The sequence below is a fragment of the Acinetobacter sp. CIP 102129 genome (assembly GCF_000368305.1).
Taxonomy (GTDB): Bacteria; Pseudomonadota; Gammaproteobacteria; order Pseudomonadales; family Moraxellaceae; genus Acinetobacter; species Acinetobacter parvus.
Genome location: NZ_KB849340.1, coordinates 38,884 through 58,648, shown reverse-complemented (window position 1 = coordinate 58,648; position 19,765 = coordinate 38,884). Strand labels below are relative to the sequence as shown.

At 42.4% G+C, this 19,765-nt stretch carries 20 protein-coding genes and 1 pseudogene; 8 read left to right on the top strand and 13 right to left on the bottom strand.

What is annotated here, in order from left to right; translation table 11 throughout:
• Nucleotides 1-338: 338 nt before the first annotated feature.
• Nucleotides 339-893: a peptidylprolyl isomerase gene (locus F973_RS04435; protein ID WP_004760300.1), complete on the bottom strand. Its 555-nt coding sequence runs from the start codon at nt 891-893 to the stop codon at nt 339-341.
• A gap of 137 nt (nt 894-1,030) precedes the next feature.
• The gene (locus F973_RS04430; protein WP_212749541.1) at nt 1,031-2,101 is read right to left on the bottom strand and encodes an alpha/beta hydrolase; all 1,071 of its coding nucleotides are present in this window, start codon (nt 2,099-2,101) and stop codon (nt 1,031-1,033) included.
• Between the two features lie 411 nt (nt 2,102-2,512).
• Here F973_RS04430 and F973_RS04425 point away from each other — a divergent pair.
• From F973_RS04425 to dnaK, 3 genes and pseudogenes are all read left to right on the top strand, one after another.
• Nucleotides 2,513-2,869 (top strand): annotated as a pseudogene (locus F973_RS04425) (LysR substrate-binding domain-containing protein); the annotation flags it as partial.
• Between the two features lie 159 nt (nt 2,870-3,028).
• Entirely contained in the window at nt 3,029-3,574 is a 546-nt protein-coding gene (gene grpE, locus F973_RS04420; protein WP_004760295.1) for a nucleotide exchange factor GrpE, read from the top strand.
• A 150-nt stretch (nt 3,575-3,724) separates the two neighbouring features.
• On the top strand, nt 3,725-5,668 hold the full coding sequence (dnaK, locus tag F973_RS04415) for a molecular chaperone DnaK (protein ID WP_004760293.1): 1,944 nt from the start codon (nt 3,725-3,727) through the stop codon (nt 5,666-5,668).
• A gap of 53 nt (nt 5,669-5,721) precedes the next feature.
• Here dnaK and F973_RS04410 read toward each other — a convergent pair whose 3' ends face one another.
• A complete protein-coding gene (locus F973_RS04410; protein ID WP_004675399.1) occupies nt 5,722-6,600 on the bottom strand; it encodes an MBL fold metallo-hydrolase in 879 nt (292 codons plus the stop codon).
• Nucleotides 6,601-6,781: 181 nt separating this feature from the next.
• Between F973_RS04410 and F973_RS04405 the strand changes: the two genes are divergently transcribed.
• Nucleotides 6,782-7,693 carry a matrixin family metalloprotease gene (locus tag F973_RS04405; protein WP_004760291.1) on the top strand — a complete coding sequence of 304 codons (912 nt, stop codon included), beginning with the start codon at nt 6,782-6,784 and terminating at the stop codon, nt 7,691-7,693.
• A 53-nt stretch (nt 7,694-7,746) separates the two neighbouring features.
• On the opposite strand, the gene F973_RS14170 is transcribed toward F973_RS04405, so the two are convergent.
• Nucleotides 7,747-7,992: an integrase core domain-containing protein gene (locus F973_RS14170; protein WP_265596395.1), complete on the bottom strand. Its 246-nt coding sequence runs from the start codon at nt 7,990-7,992 to the stop codon at nt 7,747-7,749.
• 39 nt (nt 7,993-8,031) lie between these two features.
• On the bottom strand, nt 8,032-8,142 hold the full coding sequence (locus F973_RS15560) for a hypothetical protein (protein ID WP_265596394.1): 111 nt from the start codon (nt 8,140-8,142) through the stop codon (nt 8,032-8,034).
• A gap of 20 nt (nt 8,143-8,162) precedes the next feature.
• On the opposite strand from F973_RS15560, the gene F973_RS14485 reads away from it, so the two are divergent.
• Together F973_RS14485 and F973_RS04395 are read left to right on the top strand one after the other, a co-directional pair.
• Nucleotides 8,163-8,303: a hypothetical protein gene (locus tag F973_RS14485; RefSeq protein ID WP_155756456.1), complete on the top strand. Its 141-nt coding sequence runs from the start codon at nt 8,163-8,165 to the stop codon at nt 8,301-8,303.
• A 120-nt stretch (nt 8,304-8,423) separates the two neighbouring features.
• Entirely contained in the window at nt 8,424-8,807 is a 384-nt protein-coding gene (locus tag F973_RS04395; RefSeq protein ID WP_171062315.1) for a hypothetical protein, read from the top strand.
• A gap of 46 nt (nt 8,808-8,853) precedes the next feature.
• Here F973_RS04395 and F973_RS04390 read toward each other — a convergent pair whose 3' ends face one another.
• The 4 genes from F973_RS04390 to F973_RS04375 all read right to left on the bottom strand — a co-directional run bounded on the left by F973_RS04390 (nt 8,854) and on the right by F973_RS04375 (nt 12,750).
• The gene (locus F973_RS04390) at nt 8,854-10,155 is read right to left on the bottom strand and encodes a lytic murein transglycosylase (protein WP_004760287.1); all 1,302 of its coding nucleotides are present in this window, start codon (nt 10,153-10,155) and stop codon (nt 8,854-8,856) included.
• Nucleotides 10,156-10,616: 461 nt separating this feature from the next.
• Complete coding sequence (locus F973_RS04385) at nt 10,617-11,738, bottom strand: 5-(carboxyamino)imidazole ribonucleotide synthase (RefSeq protein ID WP_004760284.1); 1,122 nt, start codon at nt 11,736-11,738, stop codon at nt 10,617-10,619.
• Nucleotides 11,739-11,749: 11 nt separating this feature from the next.
• Nucleotides 11,750-12,262: a 5-(carboxyamino)imidazole ribonucleotide mutase gene (gene purE / locus F973_RS04380; protein WP_004760283.1), complete on the bottom strand. Its 513-nt coding sequence runs from the start codon at nt 12,260-12,262 to the stop codon at nt 11,750-11,752.
• Between the two features lie 134 nt (nt 12,263-12,396).
• Nucleotides 12,397-12,750 (bottom strand): DMT family protein, encoded by a 354-nt coding sequence (locus F973_RS04375; protein ID WP_004760281.1) that lies wholly within the window; start codon nt 12,748-12,750, stop codon nt 12,397-12,399.
• 184 nt (nt 12,751-12,934) lie between these two features.
• Between F973_RS04375 and mpl the strand changes: the two genes are divergently transcribed.
• Nucleotides 12,935-14,296, top strand: coding sequence for a UDP-N-acetylmuramate:L-alanyl-gamma-D-glutamyl-meso-diaminopimelate ligase (mpl, locus tag F973_RS04370; RefSeq protein WP_004760280.1), 1,362 nt, complete (start codon nt 12,935-12,937; stop codon nt 14,294-14,296).
• Nucleotides 14,297-14,708: 412 nt separating this feature from the next.
• On the opposite strand, the gene F973_RS04365 is transcribed toward mpl, so the two are convergent.
• Genes F973_RS04365 through F973_RS04350 form a run of 4 tightly spaced genes read right to left on the bottom strand, consistent with a single transcriptional unit; the run spans nt 14,709 to nt 18,532 of the window.
• Nucleotides 14,709-15,452, bottom strand: a complete 744-nt coding sequence (locus F973_RS04365) for an SDR family oxidoreductase (RefSeq protein WP_004675409.1) — start codon at nt 15,450-15,452, stop codon at nt 14,709-14,711.
• Nucleotides 15,453-15,472: 20 nt separating this feature from the next.
• The gene (locus tag F973_RS04360) at nt 15,473-16,171 is read right to left on the bottom strand and encodes a histidine phosphatase family protein (protein ID WP_004760277.1); all 699 of its coding nucleotides are present in this window, start codon (nt 16,169-16,171) and stop codon (nt 15,473-15,475) included.
• Nucleotides 16,168-17,289 (bottom strand): phosphotransferase family protein, encoded by a 1,122-nt coding sequence (locus tag F973_RS04355; RefSeq protein ID WP_004760275.1) that lies wholly within the window; start codon nt 17,287-17,289, stop codon nt 16,168-16,170. The genes F973_RS04360 and F973_RS04355 overlap by 4 nt, the downstream gene beginning before the upstream one ends.
• A 13-nt stretch (nt 17,290-17,302) precedes the next feature.
• A complete protein-coding gene (locus F973_RS04350) occupies nt 17,303-18,532 on the bottom strand; it encodes an acyl-CoA dehydrogenase family protein (RefSeq protein ID WP_004760274.1) in 1,230 nt (409 codons plus the stop codon).
• A 106-nt stretch (nt 18,533-18,638) separates the two neighbouring features.
• Here F973_RS04350 and F973_RS04345 point away from each other — a divergent pair, with 106 nt between their 5' ends.
• Complete coding sequence (locus F973_RS04345) at nt 18,639-19,589, top strand: LysR family transcriptional regulator (protein ID WP_004760273.1); 951 nt, start codon at nt 18,639-18,641, stop codon at nt 19,587-19,589.
• The last annotated feature ends 176 nt before the right edge of the window (nt 19,590-19,765 follow it).

Below are 19,765 nucleotides of genomic sequence, written 5' to 3'. Positions count from 1 at the left end.
TCTACCATTCAATCAATGATAATATATCGATCAATCAATCAGTAAAAATCCACACAAGTTGTTCTTCTATTCTCTTAATGATCTTCTCACCGCTTCGTCAGCGATAAGTAAACGCAATGAATATCTAGCAACTTAACCGTTAAAGCTAAGTTCTTTTGCTTCATTGCGTTGGGATGTATGCATTATAGGAGATTTTTTTTGGTGCGCAAGTGTTTTCAAAGCACTGTTTTATTGAGTGTTGTTTTTTTACTCATAAAAATGTTTATATTTACCGCTATTTTATTTCATTTATATGAAAATAAAGCAGAAATATTTTATTTATATTTCTGTTTTGCTTTTTACTTTTTGTGTTTTATCTGAACACTGATAATTTTAATTGGTTGTTTTGGTACATTCTGGTGCATTCCATAGTTTCCAGTAGGTACTTTTACAATTTTATCGACAATGTCCATTCCCTTGGTGACTTTACCAAATACCGCATAACCTGCATCCATCGTTGAACGGTTGAGGAAGTTATTGTCAGCGACATTAATAAAGAACTGGCTTGTTGCAGAATTGGGATCACTGGTACGTGCCATTGCCAAAGTACCACGATTATTTTTCAGGCCATTACTCGCTTCATTTACAATAGGGGCCTTTGTGGTCTTCTCAATCATGTTTACATCCATGCCGCCACCCTGAATCATGAAACCTGGAATAACGCGATGAAAAATTGTTCCTGAATAGAAGTTACTCTTCACATAATTTTCAAAGTTCTTTGCTGATATAGGTGCTTGATCATCATATAGCTCTATTTCAATCGTCCCCATACTGGTTTTCATATCGACCAGCGTATTTGCAAATAAAGAACCACTTGCCAGAATTAGACTTGTTGCAATGAACAGCTTTTTCATAATTGCTTTTCTCGACCTGTAAAATAGATTTGTTGTAGCCCATCATCTTATGTTTTGCAAATCCATTTTTGCTATTTTTATTTGTTGTCTACAATAAAACACCCATGTTCCACGTGGAACATGGGTTCATACATGAATTAACTATGCTTATCCCAAAACTTTCTGAAGTTTTTCGCAATCTCGATGGTGTTGCGTTTTGCCTTGCTGGAAATTGGCGTGATGTTGATAAAGCCATGACTCTGGTCTGGGTAGTCCACATACTGGACCTTGACGCCATTCTGTCTGAGTTTGTGGCTATAAATCTCACCTTCATCATGCAGCAAGTCATGTCCAGCAGTAAGGACATAGGCAGGCGCCAGTTTTTTAAGATTGCCATAGGTGGGAGAAACAAGGGGATTATCCAAAGCAACATTGTGCTGGGTTGCATAGTATTCGGTCACGTAATCGACATCCTTACTGGTAAGGACCAAGCCCTGACCATAGGCATAGAAAGATGGGTGACGACTTTTGAAGTCAACCGTAGGATAGATGAGTAATTGTGCCTGTGGTGCATAGGATTTTCCAGCAGCGTGCTGTGCAACCACGGTACTGATATTACCTCCTGCGCTGTCGCCCGCCACAGCAATACGGTTTTTATAAATTTTAAGTTGACGGCGGTTCTGGTAAGCCCACGCCAAGGCGTCCTCACAGGATTGAATCAATTGTTGTGGTGATGCCTCAGGGGCAAGGGGATAGTCAATACTGAGCACTTGTACTTTTGCATACTTGGCAATAAGGCGACAGACTTCATCATGGGTATCCAAGCCACCCACCACAAACCCACCTCCATGATAGTAGACAATCATTGGGAGTTTTCTATTGGGTGCGGGATGGTAGTGTCTCGCAAATACGGTTCCGCTTTGTAAAGGTAGGCGGATATCTTCAACAGATTCAATAGAGGTTGGTTTATTTAGGATCGCAAGCATTTGTGCATCGAACTGTCGTCTTGATTCAATCGGATCATCACCAATAAAGCCTATACGTCCCTGCTTGATCTGAGCGGCCACAATACATTTGGTAAATGCGTCCAGGTCTGGATATTGGTAAGGGTATCCTAAAATCTTGGCTATCGACTCTTGTACAATCTTGGGCAGCTTATCAAGTGCTCGTGCAGCAGGACCTTGTCTTTTATCTAAAAGTGTTTGAATTTTCTGAGGTAATGCTGACACGTTTTTCCCCTGTTCCGCTCTGTCCATTGTTCTTGTCCTCTTTGACTATATGCCTGAATAAAGTCATAGATCAAGATCAAGCATTTAAAAAATATCTTGTAAACTAAAGGTCATATCTGAAAAAGTCATTAACCATTTTGCTTATCTATACCTGCTTTTTATGTCAATAAAAGTGATTTGCTTCATATATTTTCCCTCAATAACATCGAATACAAACTTTTTGTCTGTAGGGCAACATCATTGCGGTTTTGCCTATCAAGGCTTAGTATTGATTTGTTTGTCTCCTCTAATAGGAAACACTTTAAATTGCAATTATTGCTGAATAAACACCCTGGATTAAGATAAAATGTTGCACATCTTACAACAATCATAATAAACACGGATACCTTAAAATCCATTCAGGTCTTTGTCTGCCTTGCCCATCATACCCATAACCAGTACTGGACCCTGTGTGATACAGATCAGCAACCACAAAATTATCCATAAAATGTTACGTTTAAAAGTAATGATGTGATTGCGCTGTATCAAATGTGTCTCAAAGCAGTCAAATGTGTCTCAAAGCAGGAAGGCATTACCATGTTACCAACGCTATTGGTGCGTCAGGATATTGCACAGCAACGTTTGCAAAAGTTATTTACAGATTTTTCTGCACCTGACCTAACCTTGTGGTTAGTCTATGCATCAAGGCAACATTTACCGAAAATCACACAAGAATTTATTGCTTTCTTGATTGAAAACCTGAATTTTTACTTAAATCAGCATAATTAAAAGATTTAAATGAACCTGAACGCTTGAATTTTGTCGTGTTGCCCATACCTCATCCGTATCTATGAATGACCAATATGTGGCAGTTCAGGTTTAACCCGATGAGCACTTATGCCAAAAGGACTGTACATGTTTGAGAACTTTTTTAAACGGAGATCATCAATGGCTAATGAGCACAATGAGCAAGCTCAAGACATTCAAAATGAGCAACAAACTGAACAAAATCAAGCTGAAAGTGTAGAGCAGGCAAACGAGCTTAGCGTTGAAGATTTACAGGCTCAGATTAGCAAGCTTGAAGAAAGCCTGAAACTTGAAAAGGTGCGTACCGCAAATGCTGTGTATGAAGCACAAAAAAGTGTGGAGCGTATCCAGCGTGAATCGGAAAAGCACAAAGATACGGTGCTGGAAAAGTTTGCAAAACAGTTGTTGGATTCTGTCGACAACCTTGAACGTGCGATTGAGGCGGCTGGTGAAGAACAGACACCTGTGCTCGAAGGCGTTAAACTGACCCTGAAATCGCTTTTGACCACACTGGAAAAATTTGGCGTGGTTGAGGCGAATACCCAAAATGGCTTCAATGCCGACTTACACCAAGCGGTAGGTATCGATCCAAATGCCAAGGCCAATGAGATTGGTACAGTGTTGCAGAAAGGGTATACCCTGAATGGACGTTTACTCCGCCCAGCGATGGTGATGGTGGGTCAATAATCCACAGAGCAAAGTATTTATTTGCTCAAAAATGTAGAATTTTGAAAGTTTTTTGATTTTTTTTCATAAAAATGCTTGAAAAAAACCAATTGACTCTCATATCAAATAACAAGCAAAACATTGCAACAAAATTTTAGAGGAACACACCAAATGGCGAAAATTATTGGTATTGACTTAGGTACTACCAACTCATGTGTTGCTGTACTTGAAGGCGATAAAGTAAAAGTAATCGAAAACGCTGAAGGCGCACGTACAACTCCATCGATCATCGCTTATAAAGATGGCGAGATCTTAGTGGGTCAAAGTGCTAAGCGTCAGGCTGTAACCAACCCGAAAAATACATTATTCGCGATTAAGCGTTTAATCGGTCGTCGTTATGAAGACCAAGCGGTACAAAAAGATATCGGTCTTGTACCTTACAAAATCATCAAAGCAGACAATGGCGATGCCTGGGTTGAAGTAAACGGTAAAAAATTAGCACCTCAACAGATCTCTGCTGAAATCTTGAAAAAGATGAAGAAAACTGCAGAAGACTATTTAGGTGAAACCGTTACTGAAGCGGTAATTACCGTTCCTGCTTACTTTAACGATGCTCAACGTCAGGCGACTAAAGATGCAGGTAAAATTGCAGGTCTTGATGTTAAACGTATCATTAACGAACCAACTGCTGCGGCTCTTGCGTTCGGTATGGACAAAAAAGAAGGTGACCGTAAAATCGCGGTTTACGACTTAGGTGGTGGTACATTCGACGTATCAATCATTGAAATCGCAGACCTTGATGGCGACCAACAAATCGAAGTGTTATCAACTAATGGTGATACGTTCCTTGGTGGTGAAGACTTTGATAACGCGTTGATTGAATTCTTGGTTGAAGAGTTCAAGAAAGAACAAAGTGTGAACTTGAAAAATGATCCACTTGCGTTACAACGTTTGAAAGAAGCTGCTGAAAAAGCAAAAATCGAGCTTTCTTCATCAAATGCAACTGAAATCAACCTTCCATATATCACCGCTGATGCAACTGGTCCTAAACACTTGGTGATCAATGTAACGCGTGCAAAACTTGAAGGTTTAGTTGCTGACTTAGTAGCTCGTACGATTGAGCCTTGCCGTATTGCGCTTAAAGATGCTGGTCTTTCGACTTCTGACATCTCTGACGTGATCTTGGTTGGTGGTCAGTCTCGTATGCCACTTGTACAACAAAAAGTACAAGAATTCTTTGGTAAAGAGCCACGTAAAGACGTGAACCCAGATGAAGCTGTTGCAATTGGTGCTGCAATTCAAGGTGCAGTATTGTCTGGCGACAAAACTGACGTTCTTTTATTAGACGTAACACCATTAACTTTAGGTATCGAAACAATGGGCGGTGTATTAACACCAATCATTGAGAAGAACACGACGATTCCTGCGAAGAAATCACAAGTGTTCTCTACTGCTGCTGACAACCAGCCTGCAGTAGATATTTCGGTTTACCAAGGTGAACGTAAAATGGCTCAACAAAACAAATTGTTGGGTAACTTCCAATTAGGCGATATCCCACCTGCTCCACGTGGCGTACCGCAAATTGAAGTATCGTTCGACATCAACGCTGATGGTATCTTGAAAGTATCAGCTAAAGATAAGAGTACTGGTAAAGAGCAATCAATCCAGATTAAAGCGAACTCAGGTTTGTCTGATGCTGAAATCGAAGCAATGATTAAAGATGCTGAAGCGAATGCTGAAGAAGACCGTAAATTTGAAGAGTTAGCGAAAGCGCGTAACGAAGCAGATGCTTTAGTCTCTAGCTCGAACAAAGCAGTTAAAGATCTAGGTGACAAAGTGACTGAAGATGAAAAAACTGCAATCGCTACTGCGGTTTCTGAGCTTGAAGCAGCAACGAAAGAAAATGATGTTGAAGACATCAAAGCGAAAACTGAAGCTTTACAAAACATCTTGATGCCAATCACTCAACGTGCTTATGAACAAGCACAAGGTGCTGGCGGCGCAGAAAGTTTTGATCCAAATGCATTCCAAGGTGGTGATGCGGGTCAACAACAAAAAGCTGACGATGGCGTTGTAGATGCTGAGTTCACAGAGGTGAAAGATGACAAAAAATAATTTGTCTCTTTAACAAAAGACCGCGCGAAAGCGCGGTTTTTATACTTTCTATTTTATTTATTTTGATCAAAATACAACTCACCCAAAATCGGCATAAATAATGGTTCGACTCCAGAAGCTTTTATTTCTTCTAAAAATTCGGGAATATTTACACCAGGTAATAATTTTGGTGGTTGATCAATAGGCGTGAGCATCGTATCCCAATGACATGGAATAATATATTTAGGTTTCAGCAAGCGCACGACATCTTTGACATAGTTCGGGCGATATTTGCGTCCAATCGCACATAGACAAACAATATCTGCTTGCCTCCCCTGTAATTCTTGTTCAATAAAATCAGCTGAATCAATATGCACCACACTGAGCTTGCCCGTATGAATCCACCAGTTGAAGACCTGACCATGCCGTAAATGATGAAATTTCGGCGGATAAGGCGGAGGTATGGTCATATCCCCTGGTAAAGGCACGCGACCAAACAAGGCTTTGCCATGAATGGATGGCAAACCCACAACTTGCCATTTTCCACAGTCAATGGTTTCCCGCCCTTTTGTTTCAAGCATCTGCTGTTCAAACAGCCCTGCTGAGCGTCCATACATTAAGCTGGCCTGTGAACCAATTAAGCGCGCACCCGTTTGTTTACACACCTCTGGTGCATCCAGAATATGATCGTAATGCGCATGGCCAATCAGCACCTCATCCGCCTGGGGAATATATTGCCTTACCAATGCTGGATCACTCAATAAAGGTTGGGTAAAGGTCTGCCACAGGCTTGGACGGCTAATAAAGGGATCGAGCACCACCGTGCGATGCTGGTCAGACAGGATAAATCCCGCTGTCCCCAAATACCTGATTTTTAAATTTTCAACTGTTGCCTGAGCGGGCGATGCAGCAGCCCATCCTGCCTCGGGAGCTTTAAGTAAATATTTCAGCATCCTTATTCCTTGGTCTTTTTCTATTCATCCATGTTTTATCAATTCATTAAAACAGAATCAGAAGAATGATTATATATTTTTCAGTGTTCTTGCAATTTTGTTATAGTTGACCGACTGAGCGTTTAGACAGAGATGTCTTGCACTGTTTTGCATCATATTAACCAGAAGAACATAAAATAGAATGACTCGTGTTTTTTTAATGTTGGGGTTGGCATTTTTTCTATTGTGGTCGGGTTATCAAACCCGCCAACATCCTCAACTCAAGTTTAATTCGCTCACAGATCGTATCACCCACCCTCTTGATACACGGCTACGTTATCGTATTGCCGAAGTTGATCCACGTTTTAAACTCAGTGTTGAACAGGTCAGGGCGATTAGCCAGCAAGCCACACAGGTCTGGAAAGATGGCACTGGAAAGGATTACTTTGTTTATGACCCGAATGCACAGCTCACGATTCATTTAATCTATGATGAACGGCAATATGAAAGTGAACAACGTCGGGAACATTTAAGCCGACTCGAAACCAATCAACAGCAATGGCTAAATAAAAAGAAGCAGCTTGACCAGATCGAACAGGAAGTCCTGCAAAATAAACAGATATTGGATCAAAAACAGCTACAACTTGACCAACAGATTCAATACTATAATCAGGAACGACAGATTGCCCAACGCAGTCCCTCCTCTTCTGTCAATGCAGAATACTTCCAGCAACGGCAACAGCATCTACAACAGAATGTCGAGCAACTACAGCAGGAAATTGGTCAATACAACCAAAAAATCAGTCAACTCAACCAGCAAATTGATGAACTGAATGCGCTTGACCAGCAATTAAATGCCTCTGTTAAGCAATATAAACAGCGTTTTCAGCCCCATTTATTTCATAAAGGTCTATTTAATGGCAAACAAATCCTGATCTATGAATTTGAATCGGAGGATGACCTACGCCTGACACTGGCACATGAACTGGGCCACGCGCTGGGTCTGCAACATACTGATGATCCCCATGCACTGATGCATCCAGTCATGAAAGATCAGGATATTGCCCACTTTCGTTTAACCCAAGCAGACCGCGACCTACTGCTGGCAAGATAATTACCGCATAGTCCGACTCTATTAAAGATGGAAATTGTAATGGTCAAGTAAAATCAGACACAGGCATATTCAAAATCACTCATTTTTTGTTCAAATAAATTGGGGGACAAATAATTGAGTGTGGAATGTAATCGCACCTGATTATAAAACCTCGCAATATAGTGCATCATGTCTGTAATCGCTTCATCATGGTTGGCATAGTCCTGCCACCAAACACGTTCCATTTTCAGGTTTAAAAAGAATCGTGCCATTACCGTATTATCGTAACAAAGCCCCTTATGGCTCATACTGCACTCAATCCTATATCTATTGAGTAAATCCTGATATTGCGTCGAGCACTACTCTGAGCCTCTGTCCGTGTGCATAATCAAGCCTTTAGGCGGTTGTCGTGTCGTAATCGCATGTTGTAACGCTGTACACACCAAATCTGCAGTCATGCGATTTGACATACTGTAACCCACAATCTTGCGTGAATATAAGTCGATTACAGCTGCAAGTAAAACACACCCACGATCCAAAATCCCTCATGTATCCACGTATCAAGCAACAAGATGCGAAGAACTTCCAACTCGCAGATGTCGATCTGGAACTACTCAGCTTTTCTCGTTAAGTCTCTGTTATAAGGATATGAGAAATCTATAAGCTGATGTTTTTAAAAAGATCGTAACAATCAGTCGATTCTTTTGATTTATTCATGTTATTGTGGTGTCAAAACATCATCTTAGTCTTAATGGAGATCAGCATGAGTTATTATCATATCCTCATTGAAGTGAATGACCACATCAGTACGATTGAACAGACTCGTGATGTTGAAATCCTGGATATTCAGGATATTAGTCCTTATCTCCACTCTATTTTAATACCTTATTTCAATGAGCAGGAAATCGAGCTTGAGGACGAAAACGTTACTTATGACGAAATCCTGCATCTGGAAGTGAAACAGACCCTTTTACCGATTGAACACTTGATTGAGGAAGAACAAAAACAGTTGCCAAGTGACACTGATGTGACCATCACGGCCTATGAAATTTTTAATGACCGTGATTTAAGTCAGGATGTGACCGCGGTGATTTTTGATATTCTGGAAGCGGTTAAACTGGACGATGCGCCATAAGTAAAAAAGGTCTGCATTTTGCAGACCTTTTTTGATGAACACATTATTATTGCATCATTTGTTTAGCTTGTTCCTGACGGAACGCCCGTAAAATCTGCTGCCCTGCCCGACCTGTCGGGTTTAAGCCTAAACGGCTTTGTTCTTTCTGAATGGCCTGACGGCTTTTATCACCAATCAAACCATCTATGGCCCCAATGTCATAGCCCCGCTGAATCAGGAACTGCTGGATTTCACGACGTTCTGCACGTGAGGTACCAGCATCATCTGTTGGCCAGGCAGTTAAAAACGGTGTTTCACCCCTTAAACGGTCGGATAGATGCGCAATTGCCAATCCATAGCTTTCGGCTGCATTATAGCTATAAATTGCATCAAAGTTTTTAAACACCAAAAATGCTGGACCATTAGCACCCGCAGGTGTAATCAGTCCTGCGGGCGTACTGCCTGACAAATTGCCCTGAATCAATGCCGTACCATCCGTACGGGTTACGCCCTGCGCAATCCAGCTATTCAGTGACCTTTTATTACGACGGCTTTCGCCTGCAATTGACACACCTTGTGGAATTTTGACTTCAAAGCCCCACGGCATGCCAGTTTGCCACCCTGCCCGTTTTAGGAAATTGGCAGTTGAAGCCAGAGCATCTGTGGTGCTTGAAACCAAATCACGGCGGCCATCCCCATCAAAGTCCACCGCCAGACGCTCATAGGTGGATGGCATGAATTGAGTATGACCAAAAGCACCTGCCCAGGAACCATAGAGTTGATCCTGATTTAAATCACCGCGTTGTAAAATCCGCATGGTGGCGAAGAACTCGCCACGGAAATAACTTTGGCGGCGACCCTCACAGCTCAGTGTCCCCAAAGCCTGTAATAAAGGATATTTACCTGAGATGTCACCATAATTACTTTCCACACCCCACACGGCCACCACCGTTTCAGCAGGAACACCATAAACCTGTTCCACACGGTTCAGCACCACACGATGCTGGGCCAATTTCTGCTGCCCAGCCTGCACACGCTCGTTATCCACAAGCCCAGACAGATAATCCCAGATCGGGGTCGAAAACTCAGGCTGATAATTTAATTTATCAATGACTGAATAGTCTGCTGCCAAATTTTGCGTATAGCGATCATAGGTTGAGCCAGAAACACCTGAAGCAATTGCTTGGGAGCGTAAATTTGCCAGACAGCCCTGAAAACTGGAAGTTGACGTATAGCTGCCTGTTACCGGTGCCACCGTTGTAGCGGTGTTGCTTGCCACCTTTGCACCATTAATAATGAGTTCTGCGTGTGCTTGATTAAAGAAAGCAAATAAGGCAGTGCCTATAAATAAACAAAAATGATGTTTCATGTCTTAACCAGAGTTTTTAAATTTAAATTTCTTATTCACCTTAACATGCAACTGCACCATGTTCCGTTTGCAATCGTAACTTTGAATTCATTTATTGTGTTTTAAATTTAAAACCTGCAATCATTTTTGAATTTAAAAATAATTCCTATATTTTGAATTCAAATTTCACCCTGTACTTTAAATTCAAAAACACAAAATAAATTTATCCACAATCCAGACTAATCATTTAACTTAAAATAAAAGCACCATCATGATTTTAAATTTAAAAACTGACACATATTTTGAATTTAAACTGCAAATGATCCATTTACGTCGTTTTAAATTCAAAATTGCAAAACCAAGTTATCCACAAGCTTAATATTTTGCATCCATTTCAGGTTTTGAATTTAAAACTTTAAATTTAAACATCAGCCAATAAAAAAGCGACCCGAAGATCGCTTTTTTATCTATTGTGGATAAGTTTAGAGGTTCATATCCGTTGTTAATGCCAATGGCACAGGTAAAATCTGAGCTAATTGGCGGCATAACACGGTCAATTCATCACTATTGTTTGGCATCAAAGTAATATGACCAAGCTTACGACCAGCACGCTCAGACTTATTATAAAGATGTAAATGCGCGCCTTTGAGTGCTAAAACATCTTCTGATTTAGGGTGTTGACCAATGATATTGATCATCACTGTTGGACGCACAACATCGGTTGCTCCCAGCGGCAAGCCTGCTACTGCACGAATATGATTTTCAAACTGTGAGCAAATTGCGCCCTCAATCGACCAGTGACCCGAGTTATGCACACGACATGCCATTTCATTGGCATAAAGCCCTTGTTCAGTCACGAATAATTCAAGCGTCAGCACACCCACATAATTAAGATGATTCAACAACCGGGTAATATAGTCTTGTGCAACTGGTTGTAAATCTGTGCTATTTGGTGCAGGAACAATCGAGTGAGAGAGAATACCATTGTGATGATGGTTTTCGGCGAGTGCCCAAGTTTTGACATCACCATCTTGACCACGTACCGCAATAATCGACACTTCACGACTGAATTTCACAAAGCTTTCTGCAATCAAGCTTTTTGCAGGCCCTAATTCAGCCCAAGCCGTATCAATTTGATCCTCTGAACGTAATACAAACTGACCTTTACCATCGTAGCCGCCTGTTACGGTTTTTAATACGATAGGTAAGCCTAATTCCGTCACCGCTTGTTTTAAGCTGTCCAAGCTATCCACAGCACGATACGGCGCAACTGGAATACCAAGTTCGTCAAACAAACTTTTTTCTGCCAAGCGATTTTGTGCCGTCGCCAAGGCAAGGCGAGGAGGGTGCAGTGTCTTAGTTTGGGTCAAAACATCTACATCAGCAACAGGCGTATTTTCAAATTCAAGGCTGAATACATCGGCACTTGCGATGAAATCTTGTAATGCTTCTGGATTTTTACTTGAAAATACAGGACCTAAAATAGCTGCTGGGCAGTCTGTTTCGGCTTCGAAAAAGCTACATTGAATATTGAGTGGTAAAGCTGCTTGCGCCATCATGCGGCCAAGCTGTCCACCACCAAAAATACCGATGGTTTTATTCATGATTGGCCCCGTTATACTTGACCAGGAATGTTATTGTTCGATACTTTTTCCGTTTGAACGGTGCGGAAATCAGCTACATTTTTAGCAATATCTGGGCGGGTTAAACCTAGAATTTGCGCTGCAAGAATTGCCGCATTGGTTGCACCAGCCTGACCAATAGCCAAAGTACCTACCGCAATACCCGCGGGCATTTGTACAATCGAAAGCAATGAATCCACGCCATTTAAAATTGAAGATTTAACAGGCACGCCAAGCACAGGCAAATCAGTTTTAGCAGCACACATCCCAGGCAAATGTGCAGCGCCACCAGCACCTGCAATAATTACCTGAATACCACGATCGCGTGCTGTTTCAGCATATTCAAATAAACGATCTGGGGTACGGTGCGCAGAAACCACCTCAGCTTCAAAAGGAACACCCAATTGTTTGAGCATGTTAGCGGTATGTTCAAGGGTTGCCCAATCTGATTGAGAACCCATGATAATTCCGACTAAAGGTTGGCTATCTGTTGCGACCGCATTCATTGGCTTTTCCAAAACATGATAAAAATAGGAAAATGTCTCGACTCACGCCAAGCACAAAGGAATAAACTGGCAAATATTATAGCGGTTTTTTCAGGCATCCCCAAATAAAGAACATCTGGGCAGTATCCGAAAAATTAGCTTTGGTTACGAAACACAAAATAGACACAGCCCATCAAACAAAACATCGCCCAGACATAATCCAGTTTAAAAGGCTGCTTAAACAGGAAAATCATAAAGGGCACAAATACAATCAGCGTGACCACTTCCTGTGTAATTTTCATTTCCCCCAGACTCCAGCCATGCTGACTTAACAGTTTGGTTGCAGGAATCATAAAACTGTATTCCAGCAGGGCAATACACCAACTAAACAGGATCGCTTGCCAAAGCGGGGCATCGTGTAAAATTTTAAGATGCCCATACCATGCCAAAGTCATAAAACAGTTGGAAATGATCAATAGGCATAACGCCAGCAGAGGGAAGCTCAACATAATGTCCTTTGTAAAATAATATTTTAAAAATACTGGAATTTTATCATTCCTCAACGTCATTATAAGTAAAGAACAACAACGAATTTTGACTATCTTTTCCATAGCAGCCTTGCTATCTTTTGAGGCAAACTTTTAATTGCATGACACACGTTGATTGCGTGATTGGATAGAAGAGAGAAGCACGATGCATCTGCATATTTTGGGTATTTGTGGCACATTTATGGGCTCTTTAGCTCTATTGGCACGAGATTTGGGACACAAAGTCACAGGTTCAGATGCCAATGTTTATCCACCCATGTCAACTCAACTGGAAAATGCAGGGATTGAACTGATGCAAGGTTATGATCGTAGCCATTTGCAACCACATCCCGATCTTGTAATCGTCGGCAATGCCATGAAACGTGGTATTGATGCCATCGAGTATATGCTCAATGAAGGTTTACCTTATATTTCTGGCCCACAATTCTTAGCTGATCATGTGCTACAAGGTAAACATGTCTTAGGTGTCGCGGGGACACATGGTAAAACCACAACCACGACCATGCTGGCTTGGGTGCTGGATCAGGCAGGTTTAAATCCTGGTTTTTTGATCGGTGGCGTACCATTGGGTTTTAGCGAAAGCGCACGTTTAGGTGGTGGCAAATACTTCTGTGTTGAAGCAGATGAGTACGACTCTGCTTTCTTCGATAAGCGTTCCAAGTTTGTGCATTACCACCCTAAAACGGCGATTTTAAACAACCTTGAATTTGACCACGCTGACATCTTTGATGACCTTTCCGCAATTCAAAAACAGTTTCACCATTTAGTGCGTACCATTCCAAGTGAGGGTCGTATTATTGCCCCGATTACTGAAAGCAATATTGATGAAGTATTAGCACAAGGCTGCTGGACACCTGTCATTCGTACCAGTCTTGAAGCAAATGACCAAGCCGCTTTATCTGCTGAATTGATCAGTGCCGATGGCAGCCATTTTAACGTGCTTGAACACGGCAAAGTAATTGGCGAAGTGAAATGGAATATGACGGGGCAGCATAGTGTTGCCAATGCCTTGGCCACCATTGCCGCAGCTCAGCATGTGGGTGTAACGATTGAACAGGCTTGTAAAGCCCTATCCAACTTCGGTGGGGTAAAACGCCGTATGGAGCTGTTAGGAACGGTTCGTGGCATCGAAGTCTATGATGACTTTGCCCATCACCCAACGGCGATTGAAACCACACTGGACGGCGCACGTAAGCGTTTAGGCGAGCGTAAACTTTGGGCGATCATTGAGCCACGCTCCAACACCATGCGTATGGGCAGCCACAAAGATGGGTTGGCGCATTCTGCCCGTTTAGCCGATGAAGTGATCTGGTATCAACCAGAGGGCTTGGACTGGGATTTACAACCTGTGATTTCGGCTTCGCCAAACAAGGCCGAAGTCAGCCGTTCGCTGGATGAGATCATTGCCCGTGTGGTGAATGAAGCAGGCGAGGGCGATGCTGTTGTGATCATGTCCAATGGTGGTTTTGGTGGTTTACACCAAAAATTGATTACGGCTTTGTCTTAGTAAATACAGGTATTGCACGGCCTCATTTATTAGGAAAAAACCTATACCTTTTGTATAGGCATATCTCACTTTTCAGGGATGAAAAGTAAGCAAAAATCCTTTGTTTAGCAGAGGGTACATCCATGTGACCCCTGCCAAACAGGCGGCATCCATGCCGCCGTCACTATAGTAAATATCAGCAAAAAATTAATTTAACCTAAGTTCGACAAAAAACATGCTACTCGGAAATGTCATCCACAATCTGCGGGGTATAAAAAAGATACCGTTTTTGCAATTAATTCATTTATTGAAAGAAGTGGTCAGGTTTTGTGGATGACAATGGTTTTGCCTACTTTTGCCGAAACAAAAGTAGGTCGAACTGAAAGTTTATCCTGAAATAAGATGAGAACTCGGCAAGACTCCACAGTAATCTTTAACTCAATTTATTCACCAGTTTTAAAGGCAAAATCTTCATGGCTATCCCCATTGGCAACCACGGCCACTGTGGTACATACGCTTTTACAGGGGCTTTCTCAATCGCTTTCACCAAAGCCTTGCAACCCGTTTTCTCATCCACCTCAAATGGTAGCTTTTTCGCACCCTCATTCATTTCCGTACGAATATAGCCTGGAAAAATCGTGGATACCTTGATTGGCGTATTCAACAGCTCCGCACGAATGCCCTCTGCCAAGTGTGCAACCGCTGCCTTACTGGCCGCATAGGTCGATAAATGCTTTGGTAGGCCACGTAGTGCGCTCATCGAAGAAATCACCACCAAATGCCCTTTATTCTGCGCCCTAAAGATTTCAACAGCCGCCTCACACTGCGCCAATGCCGAAATAAAATTGGTTTCCGCTGTTGCTCGGTTCACCTCAAAATTGCCCTTACCAATACGGCGGCCATCACCCACACCCGCATTGACAATAATACGGTCAATCGTCCCAAATTCTTGCTGAAAGGCTTTAAACACCGTAAACACATCATCATAATGAGTCACATCCAGTACCTTGATACCGACCTGCACCGAATGCTGGCTTTGTAGCTCCTGTTTGAGTGTTTCCAGCCGTTCCAGCCGCCGCGCACACAACGCAAGGTTATAGCCTTTGGCTGCAAATTCACGTGCCATACCTGCACCCAAACCTGAACTTGCACCTGTAATTAAAATCGTCTTTGCCATGTCTGCCACCTATTGTTTTTTTAAATCCATGTTAAAAGTTCAGCATCATGTGCCTTTAAGTAGTGATGCTCATTAAAACTGAGTAACTGCAAACGCCCATCCACCCAACGCAGCGTGGTGATACTGGCATTGGTGATGGACCAATTTAGCGCAAAAATCTGTTTGGCATGCAAACCCAAAACCTTGCCAACCGCCACAGAAATCACGCCGCCTGAACTAAATACCACGGCTTGACGCTGTTGTGTCGCATCAAGATGCTCACACAGGGTTTGCAAAGCAGTTTCTACACGGGTCTGAAAGCCTAACCAAGTCTCATGATATTCATGGTCATATTGCGCTCCAATCCAGCGGTCAATCGCACCATCAAAAATTTTGCCCAGATAGGCACGAGGATTGGCAACCAGTTCAACATCCTGTTTCAGCAATTCAGGTTGATTAAACCGTGGTTCGTATTGGGAAAACACATGCTGGTGATCAAACTCATTCCATGATGATTGGGTTTGAATCGGTACATCATGGAAACTTTTTGACAAGGCCAATTGCGCTGTTTGCTGATGACGCTGCATTGAACCTGCAACCACCAGTGGGGGATGTTTCAGGGTTTGCTTAAAAAAATCACCCACCACCTGTGCCTGCTGTTCACCTTTGGCCGAAAGCTGATCATAACTTGCCGCACCAAATGAGGCTTGCCCATGTCGCACCAGATAAATTGTGCTCATCGTTTTAAAATATCCTGTAGTTTTGCGCCATATTCAGGAATCAATTGCTGTGCTTCAGCATTGTTTGCTGCAATCAGTTTTAACGCCCGAATATGCAAGGCATGAATCAAAATCCAGAAATCCTTAAAGGCAGGATTATCGGTTTGCTGGTGGTAATAACGATAATAAATCTGCTGTGCAATCACCGCCAAACGGAACAGGCCAAACACCTCATAGAAAGCCCAATTTTCTGGTTGTAGGCCTGTTTTATCGAGATAGTAATCCACCACCTGCTGGCGTGTCAGCATGCCTTTTAAGTTGGTCGGCTGACGGCGGCTGGATTTCATCAAAGCATCATCATCCTCTTGAATCCAGTAGGCGAGGGCACTGCCTAAATCCATCAACGGATCGCCCAGTGTCGCCATTTCCCAATCCAGTACACCAATCACCTGAGTCGGTTGTTGTGGATCTAAAATGACATTATCAAAACGCCAGTCATTATGAATCACACAAGTTTTAGAATCGGCAGGAATATGTTCCAGCAACCACTGGCGCACAAAAGAAAAATCGGGAACATTCGGTGTTAAGGCTTTTTGATAACGCGCATCCCAACCCTCCACCTGACGGCGGCAGTAACCATCGCCCTTGCCCAGTTTTTCCAGCTCAGTACCCTGATACGGCACTTGATGCAACTCAATCAGCTTATCCAGCACATTCAAACACAACTGTTGAACTTGTGACTGATCCAATTGTAATTCTTTGGGTAAATTAGCTCGCGGAATGATGCCTTCAATCCGCTTCATCACATAGAAATCACAACCTATTACGTTCTCTTCCTGACACAATGCAACCATTTCAGGTAGGACTGGGTAGAACGGTGCAAGATGCTTCTGCACATTGTATTCACGCGCCATATCATGCGCTGATTTGGCTTTAGTGCCTTTCGGTGGACGTCGTAGGATTAAATCTTGATTGTCGTATTGCAAACGATAGGTCCAATTCGAAGCGCCACCTGAGTATTGAGTGACTTGTGCTTGACCTTGCAGTTGAACACCTTGATCCTTTAACCACTTTTCAACAGCGGAAATATCCAATTCTTCACCGTGACGAACCTGACCGCCGATATCAATCATTGTCATTTTTTTATCCTTATTAACGACCATAGCCACGTTTTTTCAATTCTAATTTAGCAATCATGCCCTTATGTACTTCATCAGGTCCATCAGCTAAACGTAAACTACGTGCTTGATTGAAAAATGCTGTCAGCGGAGTATCGCGTGATACACCTTCTCCGCCGTGAATCTGGATCGCCATATCCACCACATTTTGTAGGACTGTTGGCGCAACCACTTTAATGGCAGAAATTTCGGTCAGTGCTGCCATATTGCCTAAGGTATCCATCTTATAAGCTGCATACAGGGTTAATAAGCGAGCTTGATCGATCTGCACACGGGCTTCCGCGACACGTTCTAAATTGCCGCCAAGTTTAAGAATTTCTTTACCAAATGCCTTGCGTGACATGCCACGATCAATCATGAGTTCTAAGGCTTTTTCCGCTGCACCTATACAACGCATACAGTGATGAATACGACCAGGCCCTAAACGCCCTTGCGCAATTTCAAAACCTTGTCCTGCACCACCAATAAAGTTACCGACAGGTACACGTACATTGTCAAAGCTGACCTGTCCATGTCCATGCGGTGCATCATAGTCACCAAACACGGGTAGCATTCGTTCAATGCTCACGCCTTGCGTGTCGATCGGTACCAATACCATTGAGTGTTGATGATGACGATCTTTGTTGGGGTCTGGCGTATAAGCCATAAAAATAATCACTTTGGCATTCGGATCACCCAAACCAGACGACCACCATTTACGCCCATTCAGAACAATTTCATCACCATCCACCACAGCAGTGGCTTGCATATTAGTCGCATCGCTCGACGCGACCGCAGGTTCAGTCATACAGAACACTGAACGGATTTCACCAGCAAGCAGGGGTTGTAGCCATTGTCGTTTTTGCTCATCGCTACCATAGCGCCATAACACTTCCATATTGCCACTATCAGGGGCATTACAGTTAAATACTGTCGGAGCCAGTAAACTTCGTCCCGTCAATTCAGCAATATGTGCATATTCCTGTACCGATAAACCTGCACCCAGTTCAGTATCAGGCAAGAACATATTCCATAAGCCTGCTGCTTTAGCCTTGGTTTTGAGTTGTTCGAGTTGAGCTGGCCACTGCCATTTAGTCCAGTCACCATCGACATTGAGTTGATGCACTTCATCCCAAAATGCTTTTTCAATGGGTTCTATTTCTTGTTGAATAAAAGCTTGCGTTCGTGTAATAAAATCCTGCGCACGTTCAGATAATGCAAACATCATCATTTCCCTTAAAGTAAAAATTTGGCGAAGCTTGATTCGCTGCTTTACATCACCATAAGCGAAAATTTATTATGAATGAAATGATTTTATTTTATGCAAAACTATGAATCAGATTCATAATACCAACCCACTCGAAGTGGGACATTTTCATCGTATTGATATCAATCTGTATCCTCTTTTTATTGCGATTTTTGAACAAAAAAGTATTTCTAAGGCCGCTCAACTTCTTTGTATTAGTCAATCTGCGGTCAGTCATGCTTTACAACGTTTGCGTCAGCAACTTAAAGATGAATTATTTGTGCGCAGTGGGCAAAAAATGCTTCCCACACCTTTTGCCGAGCAAATTTATCAGCCGATTCAAAATGCGCTGCTCACGATTCAGAATATTGCGATTCCACAGCAAGACTTTGTACCAAGCATGCTGCAAAGCTTGAAAATCGCAATTCATGATGAAATTGAACCGATCATTTTTCCACAATTGGTTCATCATTTCGCGCAACTCAATCTCAATATTCAGTTTTTGAGTTCCAAACTTGATCGAAAAAATATGCTGGCTGATCTTGCAGCACAACAAATTGATTTTGTGATTGATCTGGTGCAGCCGTATCAAGCCAATTTACAGTTTGAAAACTTAATTGACGATTATTTTGTGGTGTGTACACAGCAAATGCAGATGGATTTAACACACTATCTCTCCGCACCACATATCGGTGTATCATCAAGGCGCACAGGCTTATTGCTTGAAGATATTTATCTCAACCGCCAACAATTGTCCCGTCAAATTTTCCTGCGTTGCCAGCACTATGCAACCGCCTTGCAGGTACTGGCGCAATATCCAAATGCCATCCTGACTATTCCACAAAGTATCCTCAAACATCTACATTATTCAACGGATTTACATATCCATGCCTTACCGATTGAACTGCCCAAAATCAGGATGGGCATGTACTGGCATGAACATGTCAAACACAACCCACGACACCAATTTTTACGGACTGAGATTTTAAAGATTTTTAATCCTGACTTATTTGATAAAGATTTGCACATTGTTTAAAAATATGTAATTCTATACACATCTTTGGATGTCACCATCCATACAGAATTTGACAAGGGGAGTAGCCTCCTCCAAACCTAGGTAGTGTAGTTTAAATACTTAGGTGTCAGAGCTTCGTCATTACACTTTGCAAAAAGTCGGACTCTGAGCATCACAATCTATCGTGGTGTAGGCAA

Coding starts and splice junctions, on each gene's coding strand:
- F973_RS04435 (WP_004760300.1), bottom strand. CDS start 893: ATGAAAAAGCTGTTCATTGCAACAAGTCTAATTCTGGCAAGTGGTTCT.
- grpE (WP_004760295.1), top strand. CDS start 3,029: ATGGCTAATGAGCACAATGAGCAAGCTCAAGACATTCAAAATGAGCAA.
- dnaK (WP_004760293.1), top strand. CDS start 3,725: ATGGCGAAAATTATTGGTATTGACTTAGGTACTACCAACTCATGTGTT.
- F973_RS04410 (WP_004675399.1), bottom strand. CDS start 6,600: ATGCTGAAATATTTACTTAAAGCTCCCGAGGCAGGATGGGCTGCTGCA.
- F973_RS04405 (WP_004760291.1), top strand. CDS start 6,782: ATGACTCGTGTTTTTTTAATGTTGGGGTTGGCATTTTTTCTATTGTGG.
- F973_RS15560 (WP_265596394.1), bottom strand. CDS start 8,142: ATGTCAAATCGCATGACTGCAGATTTGGTGTGTACAGCGTTACAACAT.
- F973_RS04395 (WP_171062315.1), top strand. CDS start 8,424: ATGGAGATCAGCATGAGTTATTATCATATCCTCATTGAAGTGAATGAC.
- F973_RS04390 (WP_004760287.1), bottom strand. CDS start 10,155: ATGAAACATCATTTTTGTTTATTTATAGGCACTGCCTTATTTGCTTTC.
- F973_RS04385 (WP_004760284.1), bottom strand. CDS start 11,738: ATGAATAAAACCATCGGTATTTTTGGTGGTGGACAGCTTGGCCGCATG.
- purE (WP_004760283.1), bottom strand. CDS start 12,262: ATGAATGCGGTCGCAACAGATAGCCAACCTTTAGTCGGAATTATCATG.
- F973_RS04375 (WP_004760281.1), bottom strand. CDS start 12,750: ATGTTGAGCTTCCCTCTGCTGGCGTTATGCCTATTGATCATTTCCAAC.
- mpl (WP_004760280.1), top strand. CDS start 12,935: ATGCATCTGCATATTTTGGGTATTTGTGGCACATTTATGGGCTCTTTA.
- F973_RS04365 (WP_004675409.1), bottom strand. CDS start 15,452: ATGGCAAAGACGATTTTAATTACAGGTGCAAGTTCAGGTTTGGGTGCA.
- F973_RS04360 (WP_004760277.1), bottom strand. CDS start 16,171: ATGAGCACAATTTATCTGGTGCGACATGGGCAAGCCTCATTTGGTGCG.
- F973_RS04355 (WP_004760275.1), bottom strand. CDS start 17,289: ATGACAATGATTGATATCGGCGGTCAGGTTCGTCACGGTGAAGAATTG.
- F973_RS04350 (WP_004760274.1), bottom strand. CDS start 18,532: ATGTTTGCATTATCTGAACGTGCGCAGGATTTTATTACACGAACGCAA.
- F973_RS04345 (WP_004760273.1), top strand. CDS start 18,639: ATGAATCAGATTCATAATACCAACCCACTCGAAGTGGGACATTTTCAT.